Annotated in this window: 21 protein-coding genes; 10 read left to right on the forward strand and 11 right to left on the reverse strand. The window is 61.1% G+C overall.

Annotated elements, in window-relative coordinates; genetic code table 11:
- Positions 1-114 precede the first annotated feature (114 nt).
- The gene (locus R3C13_RS10285) at positions 115-1,116 is read left to right on the forward strand and encodes a LacI family DNA-binding transcriptional regulator (protein WP_371310729.1); all 1,002 of its coding nucleotides are present in this window, start codon (positions 115-117) and stop codon (positions 1,114-1,116) included.
- A gap of 1 nt (position 1,117) precedes the next feature.
- On the opposite strand, the gene R3C13_RS10290 is transcribed toward R3C13_RS10285, so the two are convergent.
- Positions 1,118-2,191 (reverse strand): mannanase, encoded by a 1,074-nt coding sequence (locus R3C13_RS10290; protein ID WP_371310730.1) that lies wholly within the window; start codon positions 2,189-2,191, stop codon positions 1,118-1,120.
- A gap of 465 nt (positions 2,192-2,656) precedes the next feature.
- Here R3C13_RS10290 and R3C13_RS10295 point away from each other — a divergent pair, with 465 nt between their 5' ends.
- The 3 genes from R3C13_RS10295 to R3C13_RS10305 are packed head-to-tail and all read left to right on the forward strand — an operon-like array spanning position 2,657 to position 6,149.
- A complete protein-coding gene (locus tag R3C13_RS10295; protein WP_371310731.1) occupies positions 2,657-3,754 on the forward strand; it encodes a glycosyl hydrolase in 1,098 nt (365 codons plus the stop codon).
- A complete protein-coding gene (locus R3C13_RS10300) occupies positions 3,751-4,959 on the forward strand; it encodes a glycosidase (protein WP_371310732.1) in 1,209 nt (402 codons plus the stop codon). Before R3C13_RS10295 ends, R3C13_RS10300 begins: the two co-directional genes overlap by 4 nt.
- The gene (locus tag R3C13_RS10305) at positions 4,956-6,149 is read left to right on the forward strand and encodes an AGE family epimerase/isomerase (protein WP_371310733.1); all 1,194 of its coding nucleotides are present in this window, start codon (positions 4,956-4,958) and stop codon (positions 6,147-6,149) included. Before R3C13_RS10300 ends, R3C13_RS10305 begins: the two co-directional genes overlap by 4 nt.
- Here R3C13_RS10305 and R3C13_RS10310 read toward each other — a convergent pair.
- The 3 genes from R3C13_RS10310 to R3C13_RS10320 all read right to left on the reverse strand — a co-directional run bounded on the left by R3C13_RS10310 (position 6,140) and on the right by R3C13_RS10320 (position 10,237).
- Positions 6,140-8,128, reverse strand: coding sequence for a DUF6807 family protein (locus R3C13_RS10310; RefSeq protein WP_371310734.1), 1,989 nt, complete (start codon positions 8,126-8,128; stop codon positions 6,140-6,142). The two genes, R3C13_RS10305 and R3C13_RS10310, sit on opposite strands and share 10 nt — an antisense overlap.
- A gap of 80 nt (positions 8,129-8,208) precedes the next feature.
- Positions 8,209-9,516 carry a serine hydrolase domain-containing protein gene (locus R3C13_RS10315; RefSeq protein ID WP_371310735.1) on the reverse strand — a complete coding sequence of 436 codons (1,308 nt, stop codon included), beginning with the start codon at positions 9,514-9,516 and terminating at the stop codon, positions 8,209-8,211.
- A gap of 115 nt (positions 9,517-9,631) precedes the next feature.
- Positions 9,632-10,237 carry a helix-turn-helix domain-containing protein gene (locus R3C13_RS10320; RefSeq protein WP_371310736.1) on the reverse strand — a complete coding sequence of 202 codons (606 nt, stop codon included), beginning with the start codon at positions 10,235-10,237 and terminating at the stop codon, positions 9,632-9,634.
- Between the two features lie 159 nt (positions 10,238-10,396).
- Between R3C13_RS10320 and R3C13_RS10325 the strand changes: the two genes are divergently transcribed.
- The 3 genes from R3C13_RS10325 (at position 10,397) to R3C13_RS10335 (ending at position 14,340) form a co-directional block, all read left to right on the forward strand.
- On the forward strand, positions 10,397-11,173 hold the full coding sequence (locus R3C13_RS10325) for an enoyl-CoA hydratase/isomerase family protein (protein WP_371310737.1): 777 nt from the start codon (positions 10,397-10,399) through the stop codon (positions 11,171-11,173).
- A 72-nt stretch (positions 11,174-11,245) separates the two neighbouring features.
- The gene (locus R3C13_RS10330) at positions 11,246-12,796 is read left to right on the forward strand and encodes a serine protease (protein WP_371310738.1); all 1,551 of its coding nucleotides are present in this window, start codon (positions 11,246-11,248) and stop codon (positions 12,794-12,796) included.
- Positions 12,796-14,340 carry a trypsin-like serine protease gene (locus R3C13_RS10335; RefSeq protein WP_371310739.1) on the forward strand — a complete coding sequence of 515 codons (1,545 nt, stop codon included), beginning with the start codon at positions 12,796-12,798 and terminating at the stop codon, positions 14,338-14,340. The genes R3C13_RS10330 and R3C13_RS10335 overlap by 1 nt, the downstream gene beginning before the upstream one ends.
- 2 nt (positions 14,341-14,342) lie before the next feature.
- Here the strand turns inward: R3C13_RS10335 and R3C13_RS10340 are convergent, their stop codons facing one another.
- From R3C13_RS10340 to R3C13_RS10360, 5 genes are all read right to left on the reverse strand, one after another.
- Entirely contained in the window at positions 14,343-15,602 is a 1,260-nt protein-coding gene (locus R3C13_RS10340) for a hypothetical protein (RefSeq protein WP_371310740.1), read from the reverse strand.
- A gap of 131 nt (positions 15,603-15,733) precedes the next feature.
- Complete coding sequence (locus tag R3C13_RS10345) at positions 15,734-16,660, reverse strand: alpha/beta fold hydrolase (RefSeq protein ID WP_371310741.1); 927 nt, start codon at positions 16,658-16,660, stop codon at positions 15,734-15,736.
- Complete coding sequence (locus R3C13_RS10350) at positions 16,653-17,957, reverse strand: spinster family MFS transporter (RefSeq protein WP_371310742.1); 1,305 nt, start codon at positions 17,955-17,957, stop codon at positions 16,653-16,655. The genes R3C13_RS10345 and R3C13_RS10350 overlap by 8 nt, the downstream gene beginning before the upstream one ends.
- Positions 17,958-18,027: 70 nt before the next feature.
- Entirely contained in the window at positions 18,028-20,337 is a 2,310-nt protein-coding gene (locus tag R3C13_RS10355; RefSeq protein WP_371310743.1) for a TonB-dependent receptor, read from the reverse strand.
- A gap of 97 nt (positions 20,338-20,434) precedes the next feature.
- Positions 20,435-21,496 (reverse strand): helix-turn-helix domain-containing protein, encoded by a 1,062-nt coding sequence (locus R3C13_RS10360; RefSeq protein ID WP_371310744.1) that lies wholly within the window; start codon positions 21,494-21,496, stop codon positions 20,435-20,437.
- Between the two features lie 287 nt (positions 21,497-21,783).
- On the opposite strand from R3C13_RS10360, the gene R3C13_RS10365 reads away from it, so the two are divergent.
- The 3 genes from R3C13_RS10365 (at position 21,784) to R3C13_RS10375 (ending at position 25,119) form a co-directional block, all read left to right on the forward strand.
- Entirely contained in the window at positions 21,784-23,352 is a 1,569-nt protein-coding gene (locus tag R3C13_RS10365) for an aldehyde dehydrogenase (NADP(+)) (RefSeq protein ID WP_371310745.1), read from the forward strand.
- Positions 23,353-23,356: 4 nt separating this feature from the next.
- The gene (locus tag R3C13_RS10370; protein WP_371310746.1) at positions 23,357-24,496 is read left to right on the forward strand and encodes a fumarylacetoacetate hydrolase family protein; all 1,140 of its coding nucleotides are present in this window, start codon (positions 23,357-23,359) and stop codon (positions 24,494-24,496) included.
- 179 nt (positions 24,497-24,675) lie between these two features.
- Positions 24,676-25,119, forward strand: a complete 444-nt coding sequence (locus R3C13_RS10375) for an Rrf2 family transcriptional regulator (RefSeq protein ID WP_371310747.1) — start codon at positions 24,676-24,678, stop codon at positions 25,117-25,119.
- A 7-nt stretch (positions 25,120-25,126) separates the two neighbouring features.
- Here R3C13_RS10375 and R3C13_RS10380 read toward each other — a convergent pair whose 3' ends face one another.
- Both R3C13_RS10380 and cydX read right to left on the reverse strand, forming a co-directional pair.
- On the reverse strand, positions 25,127-25,618 hold the full coding sequence (locus tag R3C13_RS10380; RefSeq protein ID WP_371310748.1) for a hypothetical protein: 492 nt from the start codon (positions 25,616-25,618) through the stop codon (positions 25,127-25,129).
- Positions 25,619-25,699: 81 nt separating this feature from the next.
- A complete protein-coding gene (gene cydX / locus R3C13_RS10385) occupies positions 25,700-25,819 on the reverse strand; it encodes a cytochrome bd-I oxidase subunit CydX (protein WP_034765495.1) in 120 nt (39 codons plus the stop codon).
- Between the last annotated feature and the right edge of the window lie 3 nt (positions 25,820-25,822).

Below are 25,822 nucleotides of genomic sequence, written 5' to 3' on the forward strand. Positions count from 1 at the left end.
TGCAAGCGCTTGAATCGGTGCCCGACTGGATGATACGCCTCATTCATGGCATCCGCCTTGCGTATGCCGGGCCGAATGCAACTGCAGCACCAGAAATGGCGGAACCTGTATTAAATGGCTCAGATTCGAGACGTTTCGAAACGCGCCGGCGTGTCACCCGCGACCGTTTCCCGGGCATTTTCAGACCCCGGGAAACTGTCCAAGGACACGCTGCAACGCGTGCTGAAAGCTGCTGAAGAGCTGAATTACAAGCCAAATTCCCTTGCGCAGGTTTTCCGGGTCAAGCGCACCAATTCAGTGCTTGTTCTGGTGCCTGATGTTGCGAACGTCCTGTTTGCGAGAATTGTCTCCGGCATCGAACGCATCGCCGTGGAGAACAATTATTACCTCCTGGTGTCCGACACCAAGGATGATCCTGAAATCGAGCGGGCCGGCCTGGAAATGGTGGAAACGCATCGCGCCGACGGTGTGATCCAGCTCGGCGAGCGCCGCCTCACGGATCTGGCGCCTGACCTTGAAGCGGGCCGCATTCCCTTTGTCCAGGCCGTCGAAACGGTGCACCCGATGCACTATCCGACGGTCCAGATCAACAATTTCAGCGCCGCAGAGGCGATGGCCACTTACCTGCTGGCACTGGGCCACCGGAAGATCGGCGTGCTCGCGGGCCTGAAAGACCGGCACGTGACGGCCGAGCGCCTGAGAGGTTTTCGCAGCGCGCTCAAGTCTTTCGATGTTCCGTTCAATGAGGGTCTTGTCGAGTACGGCCCATACTCAATGGCAGGTGGCGCACAGTCCGCATTGCGCCTCCTGTCGCGTAACCGCGACCTCACGGCCCTCTTCACAATGAGCGATGAGATCGCGATTGGCGCGATCCGAACGGCTCAGGATCTGGGGATGAGCCTTCCAGATGATCTCTCCGTCACCGGCTTTGACAATATCGACTTCGGGAAATATTGCACGCCGCCGCTTACGACCGTGATGCAGCCCGCCGAACGGATCGGCGAAGTTGCCATGACGCTGATGAGCAACCTGCTGCGCGGCGAGATCACCGGCGACGCTCAACAGACACTGAGTACAGAACTCGTTATCAGATCGAGTGCGCGAAGACTTACCTAGCCTACTCGCGCTGGCCACAAGCCGATTGGTTCTTACCGAGCCGATTGAGTTCGCGGCCATGCTGTTTCAGGAGCGCAAGCGTCGTGCGGTCCCGATCGAAAACCGAGTTCAACCCCTGCGGCTCCTGCGGCGGATCACCGGTATAGGACACGTCCTCCATTTGCCACAGGAAGTCTGCATGTTCGGCCCTCCCTTCCCCACCCCAGGTCCAGAAATTCGTTCCTGAAAACGGACCTCCGAGAGCCACATCCCGCTCCAGCTCCCTGAAAATTATGCGGAAAAAGCCATCCCGCGCATCCACAGAGGATGCCACTTGCAGCGCCCCGTCATCCCTTGGAAATCCAAATTCTTCGAGCACGAGGGGCTTGTTGAGACGCTCCGCCATGGAGATATGGCTTGCCATATACTCCATCGCGCGCCCCTCAACGTTCCCCAGACTCCCTTGCACGTCGTCTCCGTTGATCCAGCTCCAGTTCTTGGGCCACATGTGGAATGTCAGATAGTCGATTGCTGGGGCGTTGTGGGCCTCAATATAGCAGGCCGCGTTGTCGGCACAGCCGACCACACCTTCACTGCCGGTCGAGACCAGATGGTTGGGGTCCAGCGATTTAATGAATGAAGACGTGTCTTCAATCCATTTGTAGTAGGCCTCCAGAACGGCCAGTCCCGGCTCGGTGCTGTAGCCGGGGCGCGGCTCATTTGCGAGTTGCCAGGCCATTATTGTCGGATCGTCCCGGTAAGCCCGTCCGTTCACGGAATTCACACGCACCACCAGTGCGCGGACATAATCAATATAAATCTCGTTCGCCGCGTCATTTTCATAGAAGCGCATATTGAACAACGGGAATTCCGGCCATGGATGGTCCGGATCGCCCAGGTCAACATAGTGTCCGCCATTGACCCATGAGAGATATGTGCCCATGCCGCCCGACCATTCCCAGAAATTGTTGAGATAGATCACCGCCTTCATGTCGCGTTTCGCCATCTCGTCGAGCAGCCTGTCGAGCCCCGTCAACAAGTCTTCATTCATTCGGCCCTCGGTATCGTGAAACGCCGGCTTCAGCGAATTCTTCATGGGACTTTCCTCGGAGGCGCCGAGGATGCGCAAATTTGTGACGCCAAGCGCCTTGAGGACGTCAAGCTCCCGTCTGAGCCGCTCCATATCCCCGGTTTTGCCCGGCGCGGCGATATAAGCGCCATACCAGAGATTTGAGCCGACAAATCTGTAAGGTGCCTGATCGAGACAAAACCGGGAGTCCTCGACCGTGACAAAGCCGCTGTGCCGGTTGGCTGCGAACCATCCCCGCGGAATCAGCGAACAGCTGCCAACGGCCAAAAGCACCGCGAGCAGCCAAGCTGAATTGAACACTCTTCCCGACATGCCTTCGCAACAGACCTCCTTGAGGCGGACTGTAATCGGTTACATAGTGGTCCCGCTGGCGCAAGGGCACAGCGAAGGAAGTATGCCCACCGGGGAGATAGGATCCGTATGGAAATCGGGCGATCACGAGCCTTATTGCGGACGCTGGCAGCCATGGGCATGGCCAGCCTCATGACTGGCTGCGCGCTCATACAGGGCCTTTTCCATGAGATAGGCGCCGGTGGCCGCGAGATTCCCCGCGAAGAAGTCCTGTCCTACCTTACAGACCTCTCATCGAGGGGCGAGTTGCTCGCAGGTACGCAGGTCAACGAATACGAAGTGTCCATCGCCTGCGATTCCATGGACCGGCTGGTGTCGATGACCGGAAAGGAACCGGCGATCCTCGGCCTCGAACTGATGTTTGCCGCAACCTATGACGGATATGATGACGCCCTTGTTGCGCATGCACGGGCACACGCCCGGCGTGGCGGACTCGTCACGCTCGCCTGGCACCAGCGAAATCCCCTGAAAGTCTGCCCGCGCGGAGAGTTCTATGATTGCTCCAAGACGCCCATGCGTGACGATGAGTTCGAAAGGATGCTGACGCCCGGCACCCGGGAAAACGCCCTGTGGCGCGCCGACGTGGCGGCAACAGCAGAGACACTGAAGCGACTTCAGGCAGAGGGAATTCCAATTCTCTTCCGTCCCTATCATGAGATGACGGGCGATTGGTTCTGGTGGGGGCAAAAGGCGGCGTTCCCTGAACTTTGGGATGCACTCTACGACGAACTCGTCGGCGTGCACGGACTGAACAACCTGATCTGGGTTTGGAGCGGCGACCGCGACGCCGAGCGCGCTGCGCAATACTGGCCGCGCCGGCACAAGCCCGATGTGGTGGGCACAGACGTTTACGAAAGTTCCAACCAGTCGCCGAACTACACTGCGGCATTGCCTGAATTGCGACGGCTTGCACCGGAGGCCCCCTTCGCCTTTACGGAGGTCGGGAAACTGCCTGCGCCTTCAGTCCTAGACGCTGCGCGCCCCGCCTGGGTGCTCGCCTGGGGCGGTGAATTTCTCAATGCGGATTGGGTACAGACATGGGACTGCTCGTCCTGCAATTCCGAGGGCGACGTGAAGGCATTTTTTGCACAACCCCGCGTCAAAGCACTGGACGACATGCCCATCGCCTTGCGCCGTAGCATCGCCGGGAGAGTTCCAGGACCAGCAGCAAACCGACCGGAATGCCCGTCATCCCTTCTGGAGTTGAGCGAACAATGAACGCCCTCAGAACCGCCCCGCACGAACTCGCAATCGACCGGCTGAACCGTCTGCGGGACGCGCACACACGACTGACCAGCCAGAAAAACTCGGAGGCAGGTCTCTCCAACGGAATTTTCCAGCGCTGGTCCGATCCTGTGGTCACGTCCGGTCATATTCCGTTGAACTGGAGATACGACCTCGATCCCGCATCCAACCCCTGGATGATGGAACGCCTCGGCATCAACGCGGTGTTCAATGCGGGAGCGCTCTACCACAACGGAAAGCACGTCCTCGCTCTCAGGGTCGAAGGCGCAGACAGAAAATCATTCTTCGCCCTTGCCCAGAGCGATACCGGCGTCGACGGATTCGAATTTTTCGAAACACCCGTGCGCCTGCCCCAGACGGATGATCCGGACACAAACGTCTATGACATGCGCCTGACCGCTCATGAAGATGGATGGATCTATGGGCTGTTCTGCACTGAACGGAAAGATACCGTGCGAATGGAGGACACCTCCGCCGCGATCGCACAGTGCGGGATCGTGCGCACCCGCAATCTGAAGGACTGGGAACGGCTGCCCGACCTGCGCACACAAAGCGGCCAACAGCGGAACGTCGTGCTTCACCCCGAATTCGTCGCCGGCAAGTACGGACTTTATACACGCCCGCAGGATGGATTCATCACCGTCGGCGGCGGCGGAGGCATTGGCTGGGGGCTCTGCGAAGACATGGCAGACGCCGTCATTGACGACGAAAGCATCGTCGATCCGAAGATCTATCACACGATCAAGGAGCTGAAGAACGGGCAGGGTCCAGCGCCACTCAAGACGCCCGCCGGATGGCTGCATCTCGCGCATGGGGTCAGGAACACGGCTGCAGGCTTGCGCTACGTCCTCTACATGTTCGTGACCGATCTGAACGCGCCGTGGAACATCACCCACCGGCCCGGCGGCCATCTGATCGCCCCCGAAGGGCCGGAGCGGACCGGAGATGTTTCCAATGTCGTCTTCTGCAATGGATGGACGGTGGCGCCGGATGGCGACGTATTCATCTACTATGCATCGTCCGATACCCGGCTTCATGTTGCGACGACCAGCGTCGCGCAACTTGTCGACTATTGCCTCAATACGCCGGAAGACCCTCTGACCAGCCGCGCCTGCGTCGAACAGCGAATCGCCCTGATCGAGGCCAACAGACACTCTACGACTGCCAACCGGCCATGATCCCGAAGGATCTCATCCGTCTCCGGATGGAATGTGCCGCCGAACTGGACAGGATCGGAAGGTGGTGGGGCTGTCATGCTGAACGCGCCGAAGGCGGCTACCACGGAAAAGTCTTCCTGGACGGCACACCCGATCCTGCCGAACCCGTCTCAGCCATTCTCATCGCCAGGATACTGTGGTTCTTCAGTACTTTATCCCTGTTCCCCGGCAAAGAGTCTTACCGCGCGCACGCTGACAGAGCCGCAGCGTGGTTCCTGAACGTTTTTGTTGATCCTGGACATGGCGGGGTCGTCTGGTCCACAACTCCGTCGGGCGAAATACAAGATGGACGCAAGCACGCTTACGCACAGGCTTTTGGCCTCTACGCCCTGGCGATGCACCATCGTATGTCGCGCTGCCGCAAATCCCTCAGCGCGGCTCAGCAAATAGCGCATTTGCTGGATGAACGTTTCCGCGACCCTGTACATGGCGGCTATCGCGAAGCGCTTTCACGTGACTGGTCCCCACTCGCCGATCACAGGCTGAGCGAGAAGGAACCCGCTTCGCCCAAAACGATGAACACGCACCTCCACATTGTCGAAGCCTTCACCGAACTGGCCCGGTCAGACAGGTCCGAACCCGTCCTGGCGCACTTGCGACATGCACTCGGGATATTCCTGGACAAGATTGTTAGCCCGGACAGGGAAACACTTGCGATGTTTCTCACCGATGACTGGATCGACGAGTCCACTGCAACCTCGTTCGGCCATGAGATTGAAGCAAGCTGGCTGATCTGCGAAGCCGCCGACGTGCTCGGCGAAGACGAACTCAAAGTGCGTGCACGGAGCGCAGCGATCGGTCTCGCGGAATCCGTCCTGGAACACGGCACCGGCCAGCTCGGACAGGTCTATGACGAACGGCTGAAAGTCGACGGGAGAATAGAATGTTCGAGCGTTTGGTGGGTGCAGGCAGAAGCGCTCGTGGGGTTCACGAACGCCTATGAAATCACCGGCGACGTAAAATACGCCGACGCTGCGCTCAAATGCTGGGCTTTCATCAAAGGGCACATAATCGCCCCGGAAGGCGAATGGCGCTCGAATGCCTTATCGGACGGCCCCATTGAGCCATGGTGGGCCGGCCCCTGGAAAGCCTGCTATCACAATGGCCGCGCCATGATGGAAGTTATCCGGCGAATTGACGATCAGTCCTGATGGATCGTGACGTAGCTTTCAAGGACCAGTTCTTCCTGACCCTGGAACCCGTACGTTCCAACACCGGGCACGGTGCAGTTCTGCGCACTCTCCCACTGGCGAACAATCCATGAGCGGACAATCTCTCCATTGGCATAGCAACGAATTTCAATCGATGCAGGCCAACCTTCGCCTCGCTCGGGCCAATTGAAGCTCAACCAACCCGATGTATCAATTTGTGCTTCGGTCGCCTCAACCGGCTCGCCCTTGTCCGTGATGGTCATTGTGTCAGCGTGGCCCAGCCTGAAGCTCGCCCCGCCATATCCTTTCATGGGGTCTTCGCCCTTGAACACCAGATCCGGCACTTTGGGTTCAAGCGCAGTCCGCTGGTAAATCTTGAGCACGCCGGGCCCGAAATCTGTCACCACGACAGCCGTGTTGTCACGCAGGATCGCTTCCGGCTTTTCCCCGGTGTGGGAAATCCAGTCTGTCCAAACCCGGAATTCGGCTTGTTTCGGATTGGACATGTCAGAGTACCAGACGTGCCCCTTGTAAGTCACATCGCGGCCTTCCCAGGCATCCCCGAGATCCCGGTCGCCGGAGAAAATATGACGCCATGCGGTGAACAGGCCCCGGTGGTGCGGATGATCGACCGGCGCATCCTCGGTGATCATGGTGCCAGACGGAGCGAACACCGGATGGATATAATTGGCGTGCGAGGGAGGCTGCCCCTCTGGCGCCTTCATATTATAGCTCAGGACCGGGCTGCCATTGAGGGTCAGGTCGACCCGGCCCGGCAGCAGGGCCATCCTGAAAGGCGTCGCCGCAGGTTCGCGCGCGGGCGCATCCTTGAAATGAACATCAAGGAAATCCGCAAAGATCGTCCAGTCCGACTGGGTGGTTCCGTGACGACCACTCCGGATGAAATAAGCCAGCGGGCTGGATAGGTCAGGTTCACTCATGGAGGGCAGCTTCACCTGTCCCGCGTCATACAATTCGTAGACGGTCGCTGCGCCCTGCAGTGCCTCGAAGGCGCCTTCGGGGCCAGCCCAGGTGTCGTCATAGGCGGCCCCGACGAGAATCGGCCTCGGTGCGATGAGTGCAAGCGCATCATCCTGATCGAATGGCAACGCGCTATCTCTTCCGTGGTAGCTTCTCAGATGCGGCGCCAGCCAATGCGGGAAGCCGCCCGTAATGTTCTCGATCGACTCGCCTTCCTGACTGCTGAACAAGGTCGCCCCCGCAGTGCCTGACTGGTGCAGCCAGACGAGATCGATTCGCGGATCGAAGATCGCGGCAGCCATCGCTGCCTTGCCATTGCGCGAGTGCCCTACCAGCGCCGTGCGTGCCGGATCGAAGCGGTTGTCCGTATCAAGATAATCCATCGCGCGCGACACGACCCATGCCCAAGCCGCGATCGTGCCAGTCCGCGAAGAGTCCGGCCCGCTGCCAGCAAGCTTTTCGAGCACCGGCATCGCGCCTTCCATGTAATCCGGAATGACCTCGCTCGGGGTCACCGACACGACGGCGTAACCGCGAGATAGCAACATCTCGACAGGCAGTGTTCTGAGATATGGATCCGCATCCGTGGTCGGCGAAAGATCCATGTTCTTGCAGAATTCGGGAAGGCCGGAAGGTTCGAAAACGCCCTCACGCCCGCCAAAGGCTGCCTTGTTGCCGCAAAAGCTTATCTGGACCACCGTCGGAAACGGGCCCTCGCCTTCCGGCAGCATGAAAGTCACGCTGAATTCTTTTCCCAGACGACCCAGCTTCAGGCGCACATCATCGAACTCAGCGGCTCCAGCCACATCCGACGCGTCCAGCAAAGTATGTCCGACGACCTCCACCGGCTCCAGCGCCGGGAAGCGGCCATACTCGATGTCCTGAACGGCTTGCTTGAGGACAGGCGCAATTTCCTGTTCCCACTGCTCCCGCGAAGCCGCATCTTCACGGCCCGGCAGCTCGATTGCAGGGCCGACTTCCAGAGGCACATTCCCCACATTGTTGCCCTCCGCTGCGCAGGCGCTGAGCAAACAAGCCAGTGCCACCGAAAGGAGCGGAACAAGGGAGCGTACCATCATTATCCTCCAGCGCCGGAATCGCGGACGCCATAAACGGCATTCCGGAAATTATAATGCGCCGGCACAGCGTTGAACGGCACGAACTGAACGAAAAGCACGGCGGTCAGCCTGTTCGCAGGATCGACCCAGAACAGCGTGCTTGCCTTTCCATCCCAGAAGAACTCGCCCGGCACACCATAATTCTCTGCCGCTTCGGCGGGCGGCGCAACCCTCACGGCGAAATCCAGTCCGAACCCGACCTGCCCTTTCGATGGCAACCACGAGCGGTCACCAACCGTTTCGGGCAAGTGATCGCGCGCCATCAGCGCGACTGTTTCGGGCTTCAGGATACGTGCGCCATCCAGCTCGCCCCCGTTCAGAAGCATCCGGGCGAACCTCATATAATCGTCGATGGTTGTCACGATGCCGTATCCGCCAGGTGACATGCGATAACGCGCGTAGGGCAGCTGCATACCCTGATCGTTCGAGGGATCCGGCACCAGCGTCCCGTCGTCTTTGACCTCGTAGACTTGCGCAAGACGGCCACGCTCAGACTCTGGCACGTAATAGTCCGTCTCGCTCATGCCGAGTGGGTCCAGCACAGTCTCCTTCAGGTATTCGGCGAAGGGCTTTCCAGAAAGCCGCTCGACAAGGGCCGCCTGAACATCGACCGACGGGCCGTACAGCCAGCGGTCGCCGGGCTGATAGAGCAGCGGGATCTCCGCCATACCGACAATCATTTCCTGAAGCGATTTATCGAGCGCCATCGGATTGCTTGCGCGATACATGTCGCCAACCATGGTCTCGTCGTCGACAATCCCGGAAAAACCGGCTGTGTGGCGCATGATGTCAATGACAAGCGGCGCCCGGGCCGGCGCCTCCAGCTCCGGTTCACCGGCCTCATCCAGCCCGGCATAAACCTTGACGTCCGCGAACTCCGGAAAATACTTTGCCAACGGATCATCGAGCTGGAACAGCCCCTGTTCATACAGCGTCATCAGGGCAACGCCGGTGAGTGGCTTGGTCATGGAATAGATCCTGACCAGTGTCTCACGGTCCATCGCGTGACCGGCTTCCTTGTCGGCCATGCCGAACGCACCGAAATAGACTTCCTGTCCGTCGACCCAGACAAGTGCAGAACCGCCAGCCAATTCGCCTCGCTGCACCATGCCTGCTAGCATGGTGTCGATCCGGCCCTGCATCCCAGCAACCGGCATCAGCTGGCTGGCCTCCTCTGCGATTTCAGGTGTCTGAACCTGCGCCGGCGCCACCGCCTGGCACGCGCCAAGGCCAAATATGACAGCCAGTGCCAACCATCTCTGTTTCATGGAGTCCTCCCTCGCCCGCACCTGAATTTTTTGCGGTGCAAGACGCGAAGGATAGAAATGTTACCGCTATCTGTCGACCCGAAAGCCAACCGGAAGCGATCCCGAATTCGTGATTTCAGCCGCCGTCTTCCTGGTCGGGCAGCGGCGCCAGTGTCCACGCCAGCGCCACCAGCGGCTGGCTCATGTCCCGCTCTTCCCAGAGAATTTCTGCAATCCGGTCGAGGTGGCCATTGATTTCTTCAAGAGATTCCGGGCTCGGCCGGTTGATGAGGCGGAAGAAGCCAAGATTGCGGTGCGGCCCTTCGGATTGCATGGCGGGATGCATCAGCCCCTGCTCGAAATCGCGTTGCGACTGCCGGTTCAGCACGCCGACCATTTTTCCGATCAGCTCATGATTGTCCGGGTTCCTGATGGCCTTCTTCATCCGGATCCGGGGCGCCGGCGTCTGGTAAAGCACTTCGGTCCGGCGATTGGATACCTGTGTGCCGGCCTCCACGATCAGGCCGACTTTCTGCAGCATCTCCATGTGGTAGTAGATCGACGAGGGCTGGCGCCCGAGCGAAGCGGCCAGTTGCTTGATCGACATGGGACCACGACCGACTAAATGGTCGATAATGTCCGACCGCACAGTCGACGCGAGCACCTCAAGCTGGTCCTGCCGCAGGATCCAATAGGTTTCTGCGTCCGCGTCAGCTCCCCCGCGCTTGCCTGTTCTGGTCATGCCAAAGCCTCCCCGGCGCGCCAACGCAACCGCGGGGCACCCCTACCTCAGAATTTGAATAGGACAGATCGCCCACCCTTGTCACCCGCTGATGCCTTGTACCTTGCCGCGGCTTGTGGCGTTCTGCCTGCGACTCCCGAACAGCAACGGACGAATGATTTGACCCACACCCTGACCCTCAACGCGCATGGCCATGTCCGCGAACTGGTCTTCACGAACCCGCCGAACAATCACGCGACCGTCGCGCTTCTGCGCGACATTGCCGATACCCTGCTGTCTCTGGACGACGACACCGACTGCCGGTCCATCGTTCTTGCCTCTGACGGCAAACCCTTCTGCGCTGGCGCGGATCTCGTGCAGGCAGAAGGCGGCGGCGTCGGTGGATCGGGTGACGACCCCGTCAGGGAATTCTACAACGAGGCGTTGAGACTGTATCAATCGAAAAAGCCGGTGGTCGCCGCTGTGCAGGGCGCCGCTGTTGGTGCGGGGCTCGGGCTCGCAGTCTTTGCAGATTTCCGCATTGCGGCCCCTGAAGCGCGCTTCGTTGCGAATTTCACGCAACTGGCCTTTCATCCCGGATTCGGTCTCAGTACGACGCTCCCCCGCCTTCTCGGCGCCCAGAAAGCCAGCCTGATGTTGCTCACAGCGCGGCGCATCAAGGGCGAGGAGGCCCTGGACTGGGGCCTGGTCGACCAGCTTGTCCCGCAGGATCAGTTGCGCAACACGGCGCTCCGGCTGGCGGCTGAAATTGCGGAAGGCGGGCCGCTCGGCGTCATGGCTACGCGCCGCACGCTGCGCCGTGGCCTGTATGAAGATGTACAGGCGACGCTCGATCTGGAGCATGCCGAACAATGGCTCTTGCGGCCGACGGAAGACCATGCCGAGGGCATCCTTGCCGTCGCCGAACGCCGCCCAGGCCGCTTCAAGGCGCGATGAAGCAGCCGGGCTATCGGCGACGAACAGTACTTCGGCACTGGTCAGGACGCGCCGGATTGGTAAGGTTTCGCCATGGATCAGGTCAGACACCGCGTTCGCCGGAAACATGCCATTCTGAGAGCCGTTATCGTCGGTCTCTCCACCATCCTGATGGCGAGTTGCAGTGCCGTTCCCGCTGCTGCGGACCAGGACGAAGCGCCGTTCGAAAACGACGACTGGGCCCGCACCGATTTCACCGTCGAACCGATGGGTAACACAGAGGCCACAAAGGGCCTCAACACGGAAATCGCGAAAGCGAATGACTGGCCATTTTTCGCGGCCATCCGTGGCACGCGCGACGGCGTCATCACCTATGACTGCGGCGGCAGCGCGATTTCGGCGGATTGGGTACTGACAGCGGCACATTGCGTTGAAGGCGCGACCCGAAACGCAGCGACCGGCACCTGGGAGCGGCCCGGTTCCGGCCCCATGCAGATCGTCCTTGGCCAGAAGGACCTGAAGAGTGTCATGGCCTCTGACGTTTACGCCGCGACCGACATCATCATCGCACCGGACTATGCCCGCGCAGGCGACGCCCAGGTGCCGGTCAACGACATTGCGCTAGTAAAGCTCGACCGGCCATGGGCGGGCGATGTCGTGCGTCTCTCTGCGGGCACATCATCCGACGTGGACCGCTTCTTTGGCGCCGCCTATTTCGCCGGATTCGGCAAGACCGACATGTTCCGCGGCGACCTCGGCGACTTTACGTCCGAAGAGGGCAGATTCCGCGCCTACACGGACCGCTTGCGCAACGCCATGATCCCGACCCGCAATGCCAAGGCTTGTCGCGACGAATACGACGTCGAAGCGTATGATGCAGCGACCATGATCTGCGCCGGATATGACAGCGGCATCGTCGACTCCTGCCAGGGTGACAGCGGCGGGCCGCTGGTCGCCCGCGATTTCGCCGGACGCGTCTACCTGATCGGCATTGTGAGTCATGGCGAGAGCTGCGGCGTGCGTCGGGCCCCCGCCGTCTATACGCGTGTGTCAGGCTTCAGAAGCTTCATCGAAAACGCCGGTACGGGCGCGAAATTTGTCGACGCAAAACCGGAAAAGACGATCTTCATGACCAAGGCGGGCCTTGAGAACCTTGCCGCCACCCTGACGCCCGCAGAAGGCAAGGTCGGCGTGACGATCAATGACGGCCAGACCGTGTTCGACGACGGTGACTTCGTCTCCATAAGGATTTCCGCAGATCTCGCCGGACGCCTCTGGGTGTTCGACCTGGACCCCGCCGGCGTCGTCAACTGCCTGTTTCCTTGCGAAGTTGAGGAACTGCCGCGCTCACTTGTTCATGCCGGCGGCGCGGTGGTCCTTCCTGAGGCAGGTCTGAAATTCAGGATCGCCCGCCCCGAAACTCCCGGCGAAAACAAGCTCTACGCCTTTGTCCTTCCGGAACGCATGGCCCTGATCGGCGACAGCCTGCCGGACCTCGGGCAAACCAAGGGGCCGATCCGCACGGTCTGGAAATCCTACTCCGAGATCCTCGTTTATGAAACGAGGGAAGCTCTGCGCGACACAGGCAGCGCAGATCCTTTTGCCAACACCGGCATGGGCCTTGTGACATATACCGTGAACTGATGAGATATTCTTTCCACGCTTTCCTGCGACTCGCATCTGCTGCTTTTGCGGCAACCGCCCTGCTCTCCAGTTGCCAGTCTTCCGCCCAGCAGGAAGAGGACGACCTTCCAAGCGCAGAACAGCAGGAATGGGAACCGACCCTCGCCCCCGGCTCACGCGAATCCGACCGCATCGTCAATGGCGACCGATCCACCATTGACCAATGGCCCTACTTCGCCGAGCTAAGGCATGAATTGCCCAATCGCACTGTCCGCCATTTCTGCGGAGGCACATTTATCGCCCGGCGCTGGGTGCTGACCGCGGCACACTGTTTCGAAGGCGAGTCCCGCAAGGTCGGTGACCGCTGGGTCTGGCGCCCCCGCAGCCCGCTCGAAATCGTTGCCGGCACCGACGATCTCGCGAATGCGGGCGACAGCAACGTGTTCGAAGTCGACGATGTGATCATCCATCCCGATTATGTGCCAACGCGCCAGGTTTCGCCGGGAGTCTGGAAAAGCTCATCCAATGATATCGCCCTCATCCGTGTCGGGCGCACCTGGCCGGGCCAGCTTGCCCGCCTGTCAGCGGGCGGCGCAGCAGACAGCGACCGCAACGGCGCACGCTCTTTCGTTGCCGGCTTCGGCAAACAGGCAAGCTCCGGCACCGAGGCCCGACTCGACACATTTACGATCGGGCCGAACGGCAAAGCCGGCGATGCAGGCTCACGCTACCTTTATCACACCATGTTGCCGATGAAGCCCCCGGAAGTCTGCAGCGATCAGTACTCAGATCTTTCTTATGACGGCGCGACGCAGATCTGCGCGGGCCGGAAATTCGGCGGAACGGATAGCTGCCAGGGCGACAGCGGGGGGCCCCTCGTTGCGCTCGACACAAAAGACCGGACCTACCAGGTCGGTGTCGTCAGTTTCGGCTTCGAATGCGCCGCGGAAAAGGCCGAAGGCGTCTACACCCGCGTTTCTCCCTATCGCGACTGGATCGAGTCGACAGCGCGTGGCGCGATGTTTGTCGATGCCCAGCCGGAACAGGTCTTCGTTGCAACTGCTGAAATGCTTGAGGCCATGGCCAGGACGCTTTCGTCCACGAACAACAAGCTACGCATGGACCTCAAGACAACCGGAACCGGCGACGATGCCGCCATGACCCTCACGATCACACCACAGATCGACGGCCGGCTCATTGTGTTCGAACTCGAAAACAGCGGGCGCATCAACACCTACTTTCCCAACGACCGGATGCGCGACAGCGAGGCGCTCGTCAAAGCCGGGCAGACCGTTACCATCCCTGAATTGGACTGGCTGGTTATTCCGCCTGCGACCGACGGCGCCACCGTCTACGCCTTCATCATCCCGGAAAGCGTCGCCTTTGCAGGAGACCTCCTGCCGACACCCGCGCGCATGAGGACCGTGTCAGAAGAAGACCAGCCTGAACGCGAACCGGTCGATTTTGCGACGCGCATGCTGACGGAAGTTGCCAATCGGTCCAGCCGCGGCGGGCTCGCCGACTGGGCCGCCGCGACGGCCTCCTACGGGCCGCCCGGCGACTGAAGCTATTCCCCGTTGCCGAGTTCGCTTGCGAGCAACTCGTCCAGCTTTGCGTTCGCTTCAGCCAGCAATTCTTCAGCCGCGTCCATCTTGGACGTCGGCAGATCGCCGCGCCAGTTCGGGTGCCGCTCAATATCGAACAATGCATCTTCAACCGGTTCGATGGCACCGATCAGGTCATTTGAGTCGGCAAATTCCGACGCCATGGTCCGGCGCAGGTCGAGCACAGCCGCATCAAGCGAACGCGTCAACTGCCGCTGATCGACAAGGGCGTCCGTCTTCTCTTCTGCTTCCCGTTCGCGCCGGCCATCCGTGTCGATCTGGTCGCGCAGCTCTTCCGATGCGGCCCTCTGGACCGCGTCGGACCGCAGCAGTGACCCGATATCCGAAAGCAGCGGATCGCCCCGCTTCAGTTCCATCACATCGACATAAAGATTGAAGATACCGGAATCGCGATCCATGCCTGAGAAATCCAGCGGCATCCATCCGGTCTCAAGCGCCTTTGCGGCAGCGCCCGAAATATATTGTCCCCGTTTGACTGCAGGAAGTTTGAAGACGCCGCGTGCAAAGCCAGACGCCTCATTGAACTGCACGGAACCTTCGGATGTGAACTGAACATAGGTGCGCGGTTCCGGCCGTTCGAAATCCATAACCAGCAGAAAGTCGCGGCTATCGTAGCGCGCATCGCGTTCAAAATTCAGCGCAACCACCTTCAGGAGGTCGCCGGTAAAGTATCCGGACTGCTCCTCATCCGGATTCAGCTTGATCTGCGCGTAGAAGGTGGGCTTCGAAACGAGGCCAAGCCGGGTCCAGTCGTCCCGGAATTCAGGCGGCGCATCGCCAAAGGACGGCCCGCCAATTTCGAACCCGCTGCGCACGACATAGACGCAGCCGATATTCCGGTTGAACTGATACATCTGGGGGCTGCTGAACAGTTTGCCGCTGACAACGCCGGTGCTCCGGTCGATCTTCGGTGCGCCCATCTGCTGCAGCCAGGCCCCAACCGAGTCGAACAGCAGCATGCCCGCCTGGAACGCAAGTTCGCCACCAAAGCCAAGCGAACGGTCGGACAGATCCATCCCTTCTTCAGGCTCTGGCTCCGGCGCGGGCCAGCAATGATCGTCGAACAGGATCCTCAGATCAGCGCCCATGCCATCCGAGCGCACCGACGGGCGCGTATTGATACTGGTCGACAGACAGGCGGTCGACATCATGCTGCCGCCAAGCAGAAATGCAGCTGTTACAGCACGTTTCCGGATATTCACCTGCTGACCCTCCAGTGTCGCGCCCCCACGCGCCCGCACACGCCCGCTCCGCCACGCGGCCAAGCTGACATTTGTGTAATCCACACCACATTGCGGCATTCCGCAATAGGGGCGCTCCGGGAATGGTCGGATCAGTCGGCTGCGTGCGCCGCCAGGAACGCCGAAATCGCGGCAACCGCCTCGGGTTCGTCCAGCAGGGGCGCATGTCCCCTGCCCGCAACCGTAACGAGCTTCGCGCCCTTGTGGCGCCTCATCATCCTGGCGGCCGTCCTTTCCGTCAGGATGTCGGAATTGGCGCCACGCACAACGAGCAACGGAAACTTCTTCATGCCGCCGAAAATGCGCCACATCAGGAACTGCAAGCGCACGCCGGGCGGCTTCTGGTCGAACGCGACGCGGATTCCGGGGTCATAATCGAAGGCGATCCGGCCATCGTCGGTTTCCACGCAGGTGCGCCGGGCAAATGCCTCCCAGTCCGCATCACTGAGACCCGGCACTGCAGACTCCTGCGTCGCCCTCACGGCGGCCGTCGCCTCGGCCCAGTTGGCGAAAGTGTCGCCGCCGCCGACATAAGCACCGATCCGGCGAAGGCCGTCCATGTTCACTTCAGGTCCGACATCATTCAGGACGATGCCTGCAATCTTTTCCGGAATCATGCGCGACAGGATCATCGACATGACCCCGCCCATCGAGGTTCCGATCAGGACGACTTTTTCGATCTTCTCCTGATCGAGCAGGGCGACCATGTCCGCTGCATAGGCCGGCGGCGCGTAGGAGGCGGCCGTTGGATCCCTGTCCGACCTGCCCCGCCCTCTCACATCCACCGCGAGGAATCGATACGCTGAGCCGACAGCCGAGATCATCGGCTCGAAGTCCTTATGGTTCCGCGTGAACCCGTGCATGCAAAGGACCGCCGTCCGGGCATCTTCCCGGCCATAGGCCGCAGCATAAAGCCTCAGCCCATCGCCGGAGGAATAGGTAATATCCCGTCCGGAGATGCCCGGCATGTCCGGCGATCCGTCCAGGGAGGAAATGGTCGGATCGGTCATGTCATGCATAGGCTGCCGCCCTCTCAGCATCGCGGGCATAAGTTCTGCCCGCCAGCAGGAGGAAGACAAGGCTGAGGCCATTCAGAATGAGGATGTATTCCAGCGCCTTTTTCAGCGCCGCAGCTTCCCCCGCGGCGGCGAAATGCTCGCTCAGCCATCCGGCAAAAGTCGGCCCGCCGCCAATGCCGATCAGGGTCAGGCAGAACAGCATGAAGGCCGATGCAAAGGAACGCATCCTCAGCCCCACCAGCTCCTGCGATGCCGTATAGGCGATGCTGGCATAGACGAGGCCGATAAAGCTGGGAACGATATTCCAGAGATAGGCTGCGCCGACAGTCTCGGCGTGCAGGAACATCCAGGCGAAAGGCAAGGCGATCGCGCTGCAGATCGCAATCGTCCACGGCCGCCATTTCATGTTCGATTTCGACAGGTGGTCGCACACCTTCCCGATCACGACGGCGCCGGCACCGCCGACTCCACCGATCAGGATGCCGAGCGGAATGGACACGTCTCCCGGGCCGACGCCATAGGTGCGCTGCAGGTGGCTTGAAGTAAAAACGAGGAAGGCATTGGCTGAAATGCAGATGAGGCAGCATCCCGCGAGCAATAGAAGGAAAGAGGTTTGCCCACCGATGAATCTGAGCGTTTCCCAGATACCGGGCGCCTCACCCACATCCGTGCGTGCTTCGATCGCGCCTCGCGCCGGCTCCTTCAGCGTGAATTTCACGAGCAGGGCCAGCAGCAGTCCAGGCACACCGGCGATAAAGAAGGCTGCCCGCCATCCCAGCGCCTCATACACGAACCCGCCAATGATGAAGCCCGCAAGAATGCCGAGGCCGATCCCCGTCGTATAGATGCCAAGCGCTGTCGCGCGCTCATGCGGCGGATAGAGATCCGAGATGATCGACGTCGCCGGCGGCGTCCCGCCTGCTTCGCCGACGCCAACGCCCATCCGCGCGAGCAGCAGGTGCCAGTAGTTCTGAGCGAGGCCCGACAGGGCCGTCATGCCCGACCATACAGCCAGAGCGAGCGAAATGATGGTTCTCCGGTCGCCGCGATCCGCCCACATCGCAATCGGAATGCCCAGCGTTGCATAGAATGCCGCAAAGGCGAGGCCGGTCAGCATGCCAAGCTGTGTGTCGCTCAGCTTGAGATCCGCCTTGATCGGCTCCAGCAGGATCACCAGGATCTGCCGGTCGATATGATTGAATGTGTAGACCAGCGTCAGCAGCGCCAGCACATAAGCGCGTCCGGCCGCGGGTGCTGCATGCGACGGAAGGACCGGTCTCCCGGCATCGGAGCTCATGTCTGTATCCTCCGGAGGCGGAAGTGGCGCACAGGGTCAGACCCGTGCGCCACTCGTCCCCACCCTGCGATCAGAAGTCAACCGACAGGGATGCCGTGAAGGTCCGCGGCGGACCGTAGAAGGCCGAATAGGCGGCATCGAGACCGAGCTGGCTCGGCGTCACGAAGTTGTATGCGGCCACGCGGTATTCTTCGTTGGTCAGGTTGCGGCCGTGCAGGCCGAAGCGGTAGCGGCCCGACTCCGATGTCCAGACAGCGCTGAGGTCGATGAGCGTATAGGCCTCCGGATCCAGAGCCGGTCCGCCATTCGGGAACAGCGCGTTCTGGCCAGCCGGGAAGCCTGCATTCGGAATGTTGAACAGGTAGTATTCATCCCGATACGACGCCGTGCCGGTGAAGGAAAGTTCGCCACGATCCGCACCAAGACTGCGCGTGTAGTTCGCAGACACCTGGCCCTGGAGCTCCGGCGTGTTCTGCGTCACGAAGGCGCTCGCAACGTTCACGCCACCCGACAGGATCTCATTGATCTCTGCATCGATGTAGCCGAGCGTTCCGAAGAAGGTCAGCTCATCCGTGGCAAACCAGGTCGCTTCGACTTCGAGACCCTTGTATTCCGAAGAACCGGCATTGAACACCGACGACACGAACGTGTCGTTGATACCGTCATTGTTCGTGTCCGCACCGCTCTGAACAGTGATCTGCTGGTCGGTATAGTCGGCGAAGAAGGCAGCCGTGTTGAGCAGCAAGCTGTCATTGAAGAACGAGCCCTTCATGCCAAGCTCGTAGCTGTCCACCTTCTCGGGACCGAAGCCCTGACGCGACAGGCCCGTCGGGTCGAGGTCTTCCCGGGCACGCGGGTCGAAGCCGCCAGCCTTGAAGCCCTGAGAGTAGGTTGCATAGAGGTTCAGGTCTTCCGTCGGCTTGTAGGAGACCGAGACCCGCGGCGAGAATTGATCGTCTTTCCGCTTCACGCCCTGGTAGTCGGTCTGCGTCACCAGGAAGATCGAGCTGGAGTTGGCCGGATCGAACGAGCCCGAGCCAAGTCCGAGCCAGGCTTCGCGCAGAACGTCAGCAGTGGTCTTGTCCTCGGTGTAGCGGCCGCCCAGCGACACGCTCCACTTGTCATTCAGGTCATAGGTGAAATCACCGTAGAAGGAGAGGTTCTCCTTGTTCTGCTCACCCGCCTGGTAAATCGTCAGACCAAGTGCGCTGAGGATCACATCGAATGCACCGTCCGCATTGCCGTCGAGATAATAGATGCCGGCAACGCCGTTGAGCGGACCATTGTTGTACAGCAGCTGTACTTCCTGCGAGAACTGGTCGTCACGGTAATAGGCCGGAACGTCAAAGTCCGGCTGCGGCAATGCGTCAAAGTCGATCGGCGTCACCGTCGAGCCTTCGCGATAAGCCGTGATCGACTTCAGCGTGACGATGTCGTTCACATCCCACTGCGCCGTCAGCGAGTAGCCTTCGGTTTCGACCGAGTTCTTGTCACCGATGCCAGCCCGCGTGTCATACACATCACCCGTTACCGGGATGGTGCCGTCAGCGCTCGGCAGCAGGCGGTGGCCGTGCTTGGCGTTGGAGTCGTCCTGCGATTTGTCATAGGCGAAGCGCACCGAGAAATCGTCCGCCGGCGTCCATTCCGCGCTGACGCGATAGGCCAGCAGGTCTTTGTTGTAATGCTCTGCGCCCGTGAACAGGTTTTTGCCGAAACCATCGCGCGTGTACTTCGCGACTGCGCCGCCAACCGCGAACGTGTCGGTGATCGGTGTCGAGCCCGACAGGATCAGGTCAGCCTGGCTGTAGCTGCCGAGGTTCACTTTGGCGTTGAGTTTCGGCTCATCGCTAAGCGGCTTGGTGACATACTTGATCGCGCCGCCGATCGTGTTGCGGCCGTACAGCGTGCCCTGCGGACCGCGCAGCACTTCGACCCGCTCAATGTCGAAGATATCGAGGATCGCGCCCTGCGGACGTGCGATATAGACGTCGTCGACGTAAAGGCCAACGCCGGGCTCGAAGCCCCAGAGCGGATCCTGCTGGCCGACACCGCGAATGAAAGCGATCAGGGTCGAGTTGGAACCACGTGCAACCTCAATCGTTGCGTTCGGGGTCGAGCGCTGGATCGCCGTGATGTCGACAGCGCCCGTGATTTCAAGTCGCTCAGAGTCGAGCGCCGTCACCGACAGCGGAACGTCGAGCAGGTCTTCCTCGCGGCGCTGGGCGGTCACGGTCACACGGCCAAGCGTGCGGGTTTCCTGTTCGTCGGAAGCCGGGGCAGCATCGGTGGCGTCCTGCGCAGCAGCGCCCAGGCCGCCGGCACTGAGCGCGATCGCTGAAACCAGGCCGAGCTTAAGGGTATTCCAGTAAAGATTTTTCACATTTTCCTCCCACGGAATTCTGATCTTTGGGAGATTGTAAGCGCTTCGCCCCAGACGTCCGATGACCGCAGGGCTCAGACGGAGTGAACATTTTAGCTCACACGGGTGGGGCGATGCCGATCTGGGTCTTGCGCGCCCGCAGATAGGCTGAGGGGGACAGCCCCCTTATTTTCCGGAAGGCCCGGTTAAAGGCCCGCACATCGGAATAGCCCAATTGTTCCGACACCTGAGTGATGCTGGCGCCTCTGGCCAGCAATTCGTCCGCGCGCTTCAACCGCGACTTCAGCACGATTTCCCGAAAGCTCGTATTCTCTTCGTCAAGACGCCGCCGGAGTGTCGCAACGCTCATGCCGAAATGGTCCGCCGCCGCCTGCTGGCTTTCAACACCATCCGACACCAGCTCTTCCGTGCGCGCAGAAAACGTGCGCGTATCTGCCGGGCGGGCCTCTTCGAGGTGCCGGATGACGCGGGCAAAAATACCATCCGCACTCAGATCAACGTCGGTCGCGGTGGGGATCGACTGGCAGGCAAGGTCGAAATCATAGACCAGTTCATAGGCTGGCTTGCCGAAGCTGACCGGCACCTGCCAGAATCGCACAAGGCTGTGCTTTGCGCCATCGCGGGGCTGTTTCAGGCCAATCCGCCTCAGCGCCCTGCCCGCCTGGCCGCCCGACAGGCTGTCCAGCAGGCAATGCACCTTGATCAGCAGCGCGACGCCGACAAAGTGTGTCAGCACCTCGTTCTTCCGGAACCTGTAAGGAAACGACGAATCGTCGACCACCAGGGCAACCGTATTTTCCGACTGGCGCACCCGGTTATAGTCGTCGCCATGCATCATGTTGAAATGCTGCGCCAGGCTGCGGATGGCATCGTTCAGCGTGTTGGCTGACCTCAGCTGCGCAATCACGAACGAACCGGTCTGATAGGTCAGTTTGCGTTCCGAAAGTTGCGCCGTCAGATCGTCAAGCGACCGCGCGATGTCGCGCTGGATCCGGAAATAATCGACCAGGTCGACCAGGCGCTCCGAACCGTCCTTGCCGGTGTCATGGGAATTCAGCCCCGCCAGCAGCGCATCCACATCCGCCCCGGCACTCCTCGCCCAATCGAGAATCGGCTCGATCGCGCTCAGTTCAAACTGGAGATTCCCGGGACTCTGCATTCAGATCCTCAAACTCAACGGATACCGGCAGGATTTCCCTGCATTCCGATTTTCCTCAAATCGATTCATCGCAAATTTTTTCGTGCCGGACCATGCTACGAAAGCACGAAGCCCCCCTTTGCTGAAAGGCTGCGACTTTCATGTCAGCCCGAAATTCACGCGCAAAGCCGCCCTGAAAACGTCATTTCCTGAAATTCAGTGCAAAAGCCGCACCAGCCGGAATGCTTGGACATGGCCGTCATCAGCGCTAAAGTTACCGCTATCAAAGCAACAGGGGGGCGGCGGCAATGTCATTGACCGGCAGGAATTTGGTGGCGGGAAACTGGAAGCTGGGATCAGGCGCGGCGCGTCGGGCCGTCAATCCCGCAACGGGCGAAATGCTCGGCCCGGACTTCCTCGATGCCAGCCCCGAAGACGTCGCGACGGCCTGTGCCGCAGCCTGGTCCGCATTCGAAGAAACGATGGACCGCCCCGCGGAAGCCCGCGCCGTTTTGCTCGACCAGATCGCCGAGGAATTGCAAGCGAGCCGGGACGCCCTCATTCCGCGCGTCATGCAGGAGACCGCCCTGCCTCAGGCACGCGTCGAAGGTGAACTGGGCCGCACGAGCGGACAGCTGAAACTGTTTGCCGCTGAGGTGCGGGCCGGGCACTGGCGCGGCCTGCGCATCGATCCAGCTCTGCCGGATCGTCAGCCACTTCCCCGCCCGGATCTTCGGCTTCGGCGGATTCCGCTCGGGCCTGTCGCGGTCTTCGGAGCCAGCAATTTCCCGCTCGCCTTTTCCGTCGCCGGGGGCGACACCGCCTCCGCCATTGCCGCGGGCTGTCCGGTCGTGGCGAAGGCGCACCCGGCACATCCCGGCACGTCCGAACTCGTCGCCGCCGCCATATCGCGCGCCCTCGAAAAGACCGGAATGCCGGCAGGCTTCTTCTCGATGCTGCATGGCGGAGCGGAAACCGGCGCCGCGCTGGTTCGCGATCCCACCATCCGCGCCGTCGGCTTTACCGGGTCGCGGCAGGCGGGCCTGGCCATCTGCGCCATGGCCGCCAGCCGCAATGTGCCGGTGCCGGTATTTGCGGAAATGTCGAGCATCAATCCCGTGCTCGTCTTCCCCGCCGCCATGCAGGCCCGCGCGCCGGCTATTGCCGAGGGTCTGGCAACGTCTGTCACAATGGGCGCTGGCCAGTTCTGCACAAATCCCGGCCTCGTCCTCGCCATTGCGCCGGACGCCGCTGCGCTGGATCTTTTCAGGGCACGTCTCGCCAATGCAATCGCGGCCGCCGCCCCGCAAGCCATGCTGACGGAAGGTATCGCGGCGGCTTATACCAGCGGGCTTGATACCTATGCGGCAGCGACCGGAGTCACCACACTCGCCCGCGGCGAGGCCGCCGAATTCCGGGCACCTGCCTGCTTCTTCGAAACAGATGCGGCGAGCTTCATGGCCAATCCCGCGCTTCAGGCAGAGAACTTTGGCGCGTCCAGCATCCTCATCGTCTGCAAATCCGCCGAAGAAGCCGCCGCCGTGCTGGCCGGCATGGAAGGGCAGCTGACGGCAACGCTTCAGATGGATGCGCCGGACACCTCCCTCGCGCGCACCCTCATTCCGGCGCTCGAACGGCTTGCGGGACGAATCCTCGTCAACGGATTTCCGACCGGCGTCGAAGTCTCCCACGCGATGGTACATGGCGGCCCCTTCCCGGCGACCAGCGACAGCCGGACGACATCCGTCGGCACGCTCGCCATCGACCGGTTCCTGCGGCCTGTCTGCTACCAGAACTTCCCGGCGGACCTCCTGCCGGAAGAACTCACCGACGCGAATCCGACAGGCTCCCGCCGCCGTATTGATGGAGCCTACTGATCAGATGGCGCACATTTTCGACCCCGCACGCGACATGGCGGAAGACTGGCTGGAAGGCTGTTTTGCCGGGCGCATGGATTTCGGCGAAGGGCCGACACCTGTCATCGTCAGGAATGGAACCGTCCTGGATATGTCCTCCGTTGCGCTAACACTTTCAGGTCTCCTTGAGACTGCCCCCGACCTAGACCGGGGGCGCTCGATCGGCGCACTTTCGGACGTGGCGATAAAGGCCGGTGACACCCCTGGCCCCCGCCTCCTCTCCCCGGTCGATCTGCAATGCGTCAAAGCGGCGGGCGTCACCTTTGCCGTCTCGACGCTTGAGCGGGTCATTGAGGAACGCGCGCGCGGCAATGCCGATGAGGCCGCAGCCATCCGGCAGAAACTGGAAGACGTGATCGGCGGCGAGCTTCGCGCCGTCCGGCCCGGCTCGGACGATGCCGCCCGCCTGAAACAGACCCTGATCGAAAACGGGCTCTGGTCGCAATACCTCGAAGTCGCCATCGGCCCGGACGCAGAAATCTTCACCAAGGCCCCGGTCCTCGCATCCGTCGGCTGGGGACAGCCCATCGGCATCCGCTCGGACTCCACCTGGAACAATCCAGAGCCTGAAGTCGTCATTATTTCCGACAGCGCCGGAAAGCCGGTCGGCGCGACGCTCGGCAATGACGTCAACCTCCGGGATTTCGAAGGCCGCTCAGCCTTGCTGCTCGGCAAAGCGAAGGACAATAACGCCTCCTGCGCCCTTGGCCCGTTCATCCGCCTGTTCGACAAGACTTTCTCAATGGACGACGTCCGCGCCATGGACATCACGCTCGACATTGAGGGGCCGGACGGCTTCCGCCTGAGCGGCGTCAACTCAATGTCCCAGATCAGCCGTGACCCCGAAGACCTTATCCGACAGGCACGCAGCGAGCATCAGTACCCGGACGGCTTCGCCCTGTTCCTCGGCACCATGTTCGCCCCGACTGAAGACCGCCACCAGGCCGGCGGCGGCTTCACCCATGTTCTCGGCGACGTGGTCAGCGTATCGAGCCCCCGGCTCGGCCGGCTCGTGAACACCGTCACCACGTCCAAAGCCGCCCCGCCCTGGACCTTCGGCATATCCGGCCTCATCGCGAACCTCTCCCGCCGCGGCCTGCTCTGAACACGCGACGACCGAGCGCCAGTGGTCATAGCGTCACATCAGGAAAGGTGCGTATCCAAAACCGCAATTGCCCTCCCCTATGGTTTCCCAAACGCCGCAAGCTTGACAGGGGGTCCGGACGCGGATTTAAAGTGGTATTTTATATTCCACTTTTATGCCTTCGCTGGAGACAATCGACCGTGCGCCTCACCGCATATACCAACTATGCCATCCGCACCTTGATGTTCTGCGCCCTGCATCCTGGCCAACTTGTCCGGATCCAGGATGTCGCCGACGCGCACGGCATTTCCCGGGCCCATCTTCTCAAGGCAGCGAGACAGCTCGGCAAGCTCGGCTATCTCGACAATGTCCGCGGGCGCACCGGCGGGGTCAGGCTGGGCCGTCCGCCCGAGAATATCGTCATCGGTGAAGTCGTCCGCCACACCGAAGGCCACATGGAAGTCGTCGAATGCTTCAATCCGTCATCCAACACCTGCCCTCTGATTGGCGTCTGCCGGCTGAGCGCCTTGCTGCATACCGGGCTGCGAGCATTCCTCGCAGAGCTCGACAAGGTGACACTCGCCGACCTCGTTTCGAACGGGCCCGTCCTTCTCAAGCGGCTTGAGGCCAACCAGGCCGCCTGATCGCTTTTTATTCCGGCACCTCCACCGCCTTGAACGTGCCATGGCAGGCCATGCACTTGCTTTCGGCCCCTGCCAGCGCTTCCAGGATGTCCGTCATCTCGGCCGTCTCCGCCATGTCGGCGATGGCGCCGAAATCACCCCGCAGGGATCGACCGATCGTTCGAAAACCCTCCGGTGCCTTCTGCTGCACGCCCTGCCCCGTTCCATCCCCCCGGCGCAGGGCATCGGCCGCAGCGCGGATCGCCTCACGGTCCTCCGCCGCAACGGCGCCACTGATTGCCTGCAGCCCTTGCAGGAAACCCAGCATCTCGGCGCTGACATGGGCGCGGTCGTCCGCATTGAAGTAGAGCGCAATCCGTCCATCGGCCGTGCGCTCCGGCCGCGCATTCTGCTCTGTCAGTTCGGTCAGGTCATTCTGTGTGGAAACGAACCGCATCAGCCCCACCCCCATCAGGAGGCCAAACAGAATCCATCCAAAAATCGCGAGTGTACTTTTCATCGGGTAGTCCTGTTAAGATCGGAATCGACGGGCCGCGAGCAGCATGCTCCCGGCCCCCTCATACAGCAAGCTGGTGCCGCATCAGTCGATTTCGAGATCGTTCTCCCCAGCTTCCCCCATGGAGACTTCGTTCCACATCGCATTGAGGATACCGAACGTCAGCGCGAGGCCGAGACCGAGGATCCAGCTAAAATACCACATGAG

Source organism: Hyphomonas sp. (assembly GCF_041398385.1).
Taxonomy (GTDB): domain Bacteria; phylum Pseudomonadota; class Alphaproteobacteria; order Caulobacterales; family Hyphomonadaceae; genus Hyphomonas.

Bases quoted from the DNA above. Each gene is read 5' to 3' on its own strand.
- R3C13_RS10285 (WP_371310729.1), top strand. From the start codon at position 115: ATGGCTCAGATTCGAGACGTTTCGAAACGCGCCGGCGTGTCACCCGCG.
- R3C13_RS10290 (WP_371310730.1), bottom strand. From the start codon at position 2,191: ATGAAGAATTCGCTGAAGCCGGCGTTTCACGATACCGAGGGCCGAATG.
- R3C13_RS10295 (WP_371310731.1), top strand. From the start codon at position 2,657: ATGGCCAGCCTCATGACTGGCTGCGCGCTCATACAGGGCCTTTTCCAT.
- R3C13_RS10300 (WP_371310732.1), top strand. From the start codon at position 3,751: ATGAACGCCCTCAGAACCGCCCCGCACGAACTCGCAATCGACCGGCTG.
- R3C13_RS10305 (WP_371310733.1), top strand. From the start codon at position 4,956: ATGATCCCGAAGGATCTCATCCGTCTCCGGATGGAATGTGCCGCCGAA.
- R3C13_RS10315 (WP_371310735.1), bottom strand. From the start codon at position 9,516: ATGAAACAGAGATGGTTGGCACTGGCTGTCATATTTGGCCTTGGCGCG.
- R3C13_RS10320 (WP_371310736.1), bottom strand. From the start codon at position 10,237: ATGACCAGAACAGGCAAGCGCGGGGGAGCTGACGCGGACGCAGAAACC.
- R3C13_RS10330 (WP_371310738.1), top strand. From the start codon at position 11,246: ATGGATCAGGTCAGACACCGCGTTCGCCGGAAACATGCCATTCTGAGA.
- R3C13_RS10335 (WP_371310739.1), top strand. From the start codon at position 12,796: ATGAGATATTCTTTCCACGCTTTCCTGCGACTCGCATCTGCTGCTTTT.
- R3C13_RS10345 (WP_371310741.1), bottom strand. From the start codon at position 16,660: ATGCATGACATGACCGATCCGACCATTTCCTCCCTGGACGGATCGCCG.
- R3C13_RS10350 (WP_371310742.1), bottom strand. From the start codon at position 17,957: ATGAGCTCCGATGCCGGGAGACCGGTCCTTCCGTCGCATGCAGCACCC.
- R3C13_RS10360 (WP_371310744.1), bottom strand. From the start codon at position 21,496: ATGCAGAGTCCCGGGAATCTCCAGTTTGAACTGAGCGCGATCGAGCCG.
- R3C13_RS10365 (WP_371310745.1), top strand. From the start codon at position 21,784: ATGTCATTGACCGGCAGGAATTTGGTGGCGGGAAACTGGAAGCTGGGA.
- R3C13_RS10370 (WP_371310746.1), top strand. From the start codon at position 23,357: ATGGCGCACATTTTCGACCCCGCACGCGACATGGCGGAAGACTGGCTG.
- R3C13_RS10380 (WP_371310748.1), bottom strand. From the start codon at position 25,618: ATGAAAAGTACACTCGCGATTTTTGGATGGATTCTGTTTGGCCTCCTG.
- cydX (WP_034765495.1), bottom strand. From the start codon at position 25,819: ATGTGGTATTTTAGCTGGATCCTCGGTCTCGGCCTCGCGCTGACGTTC.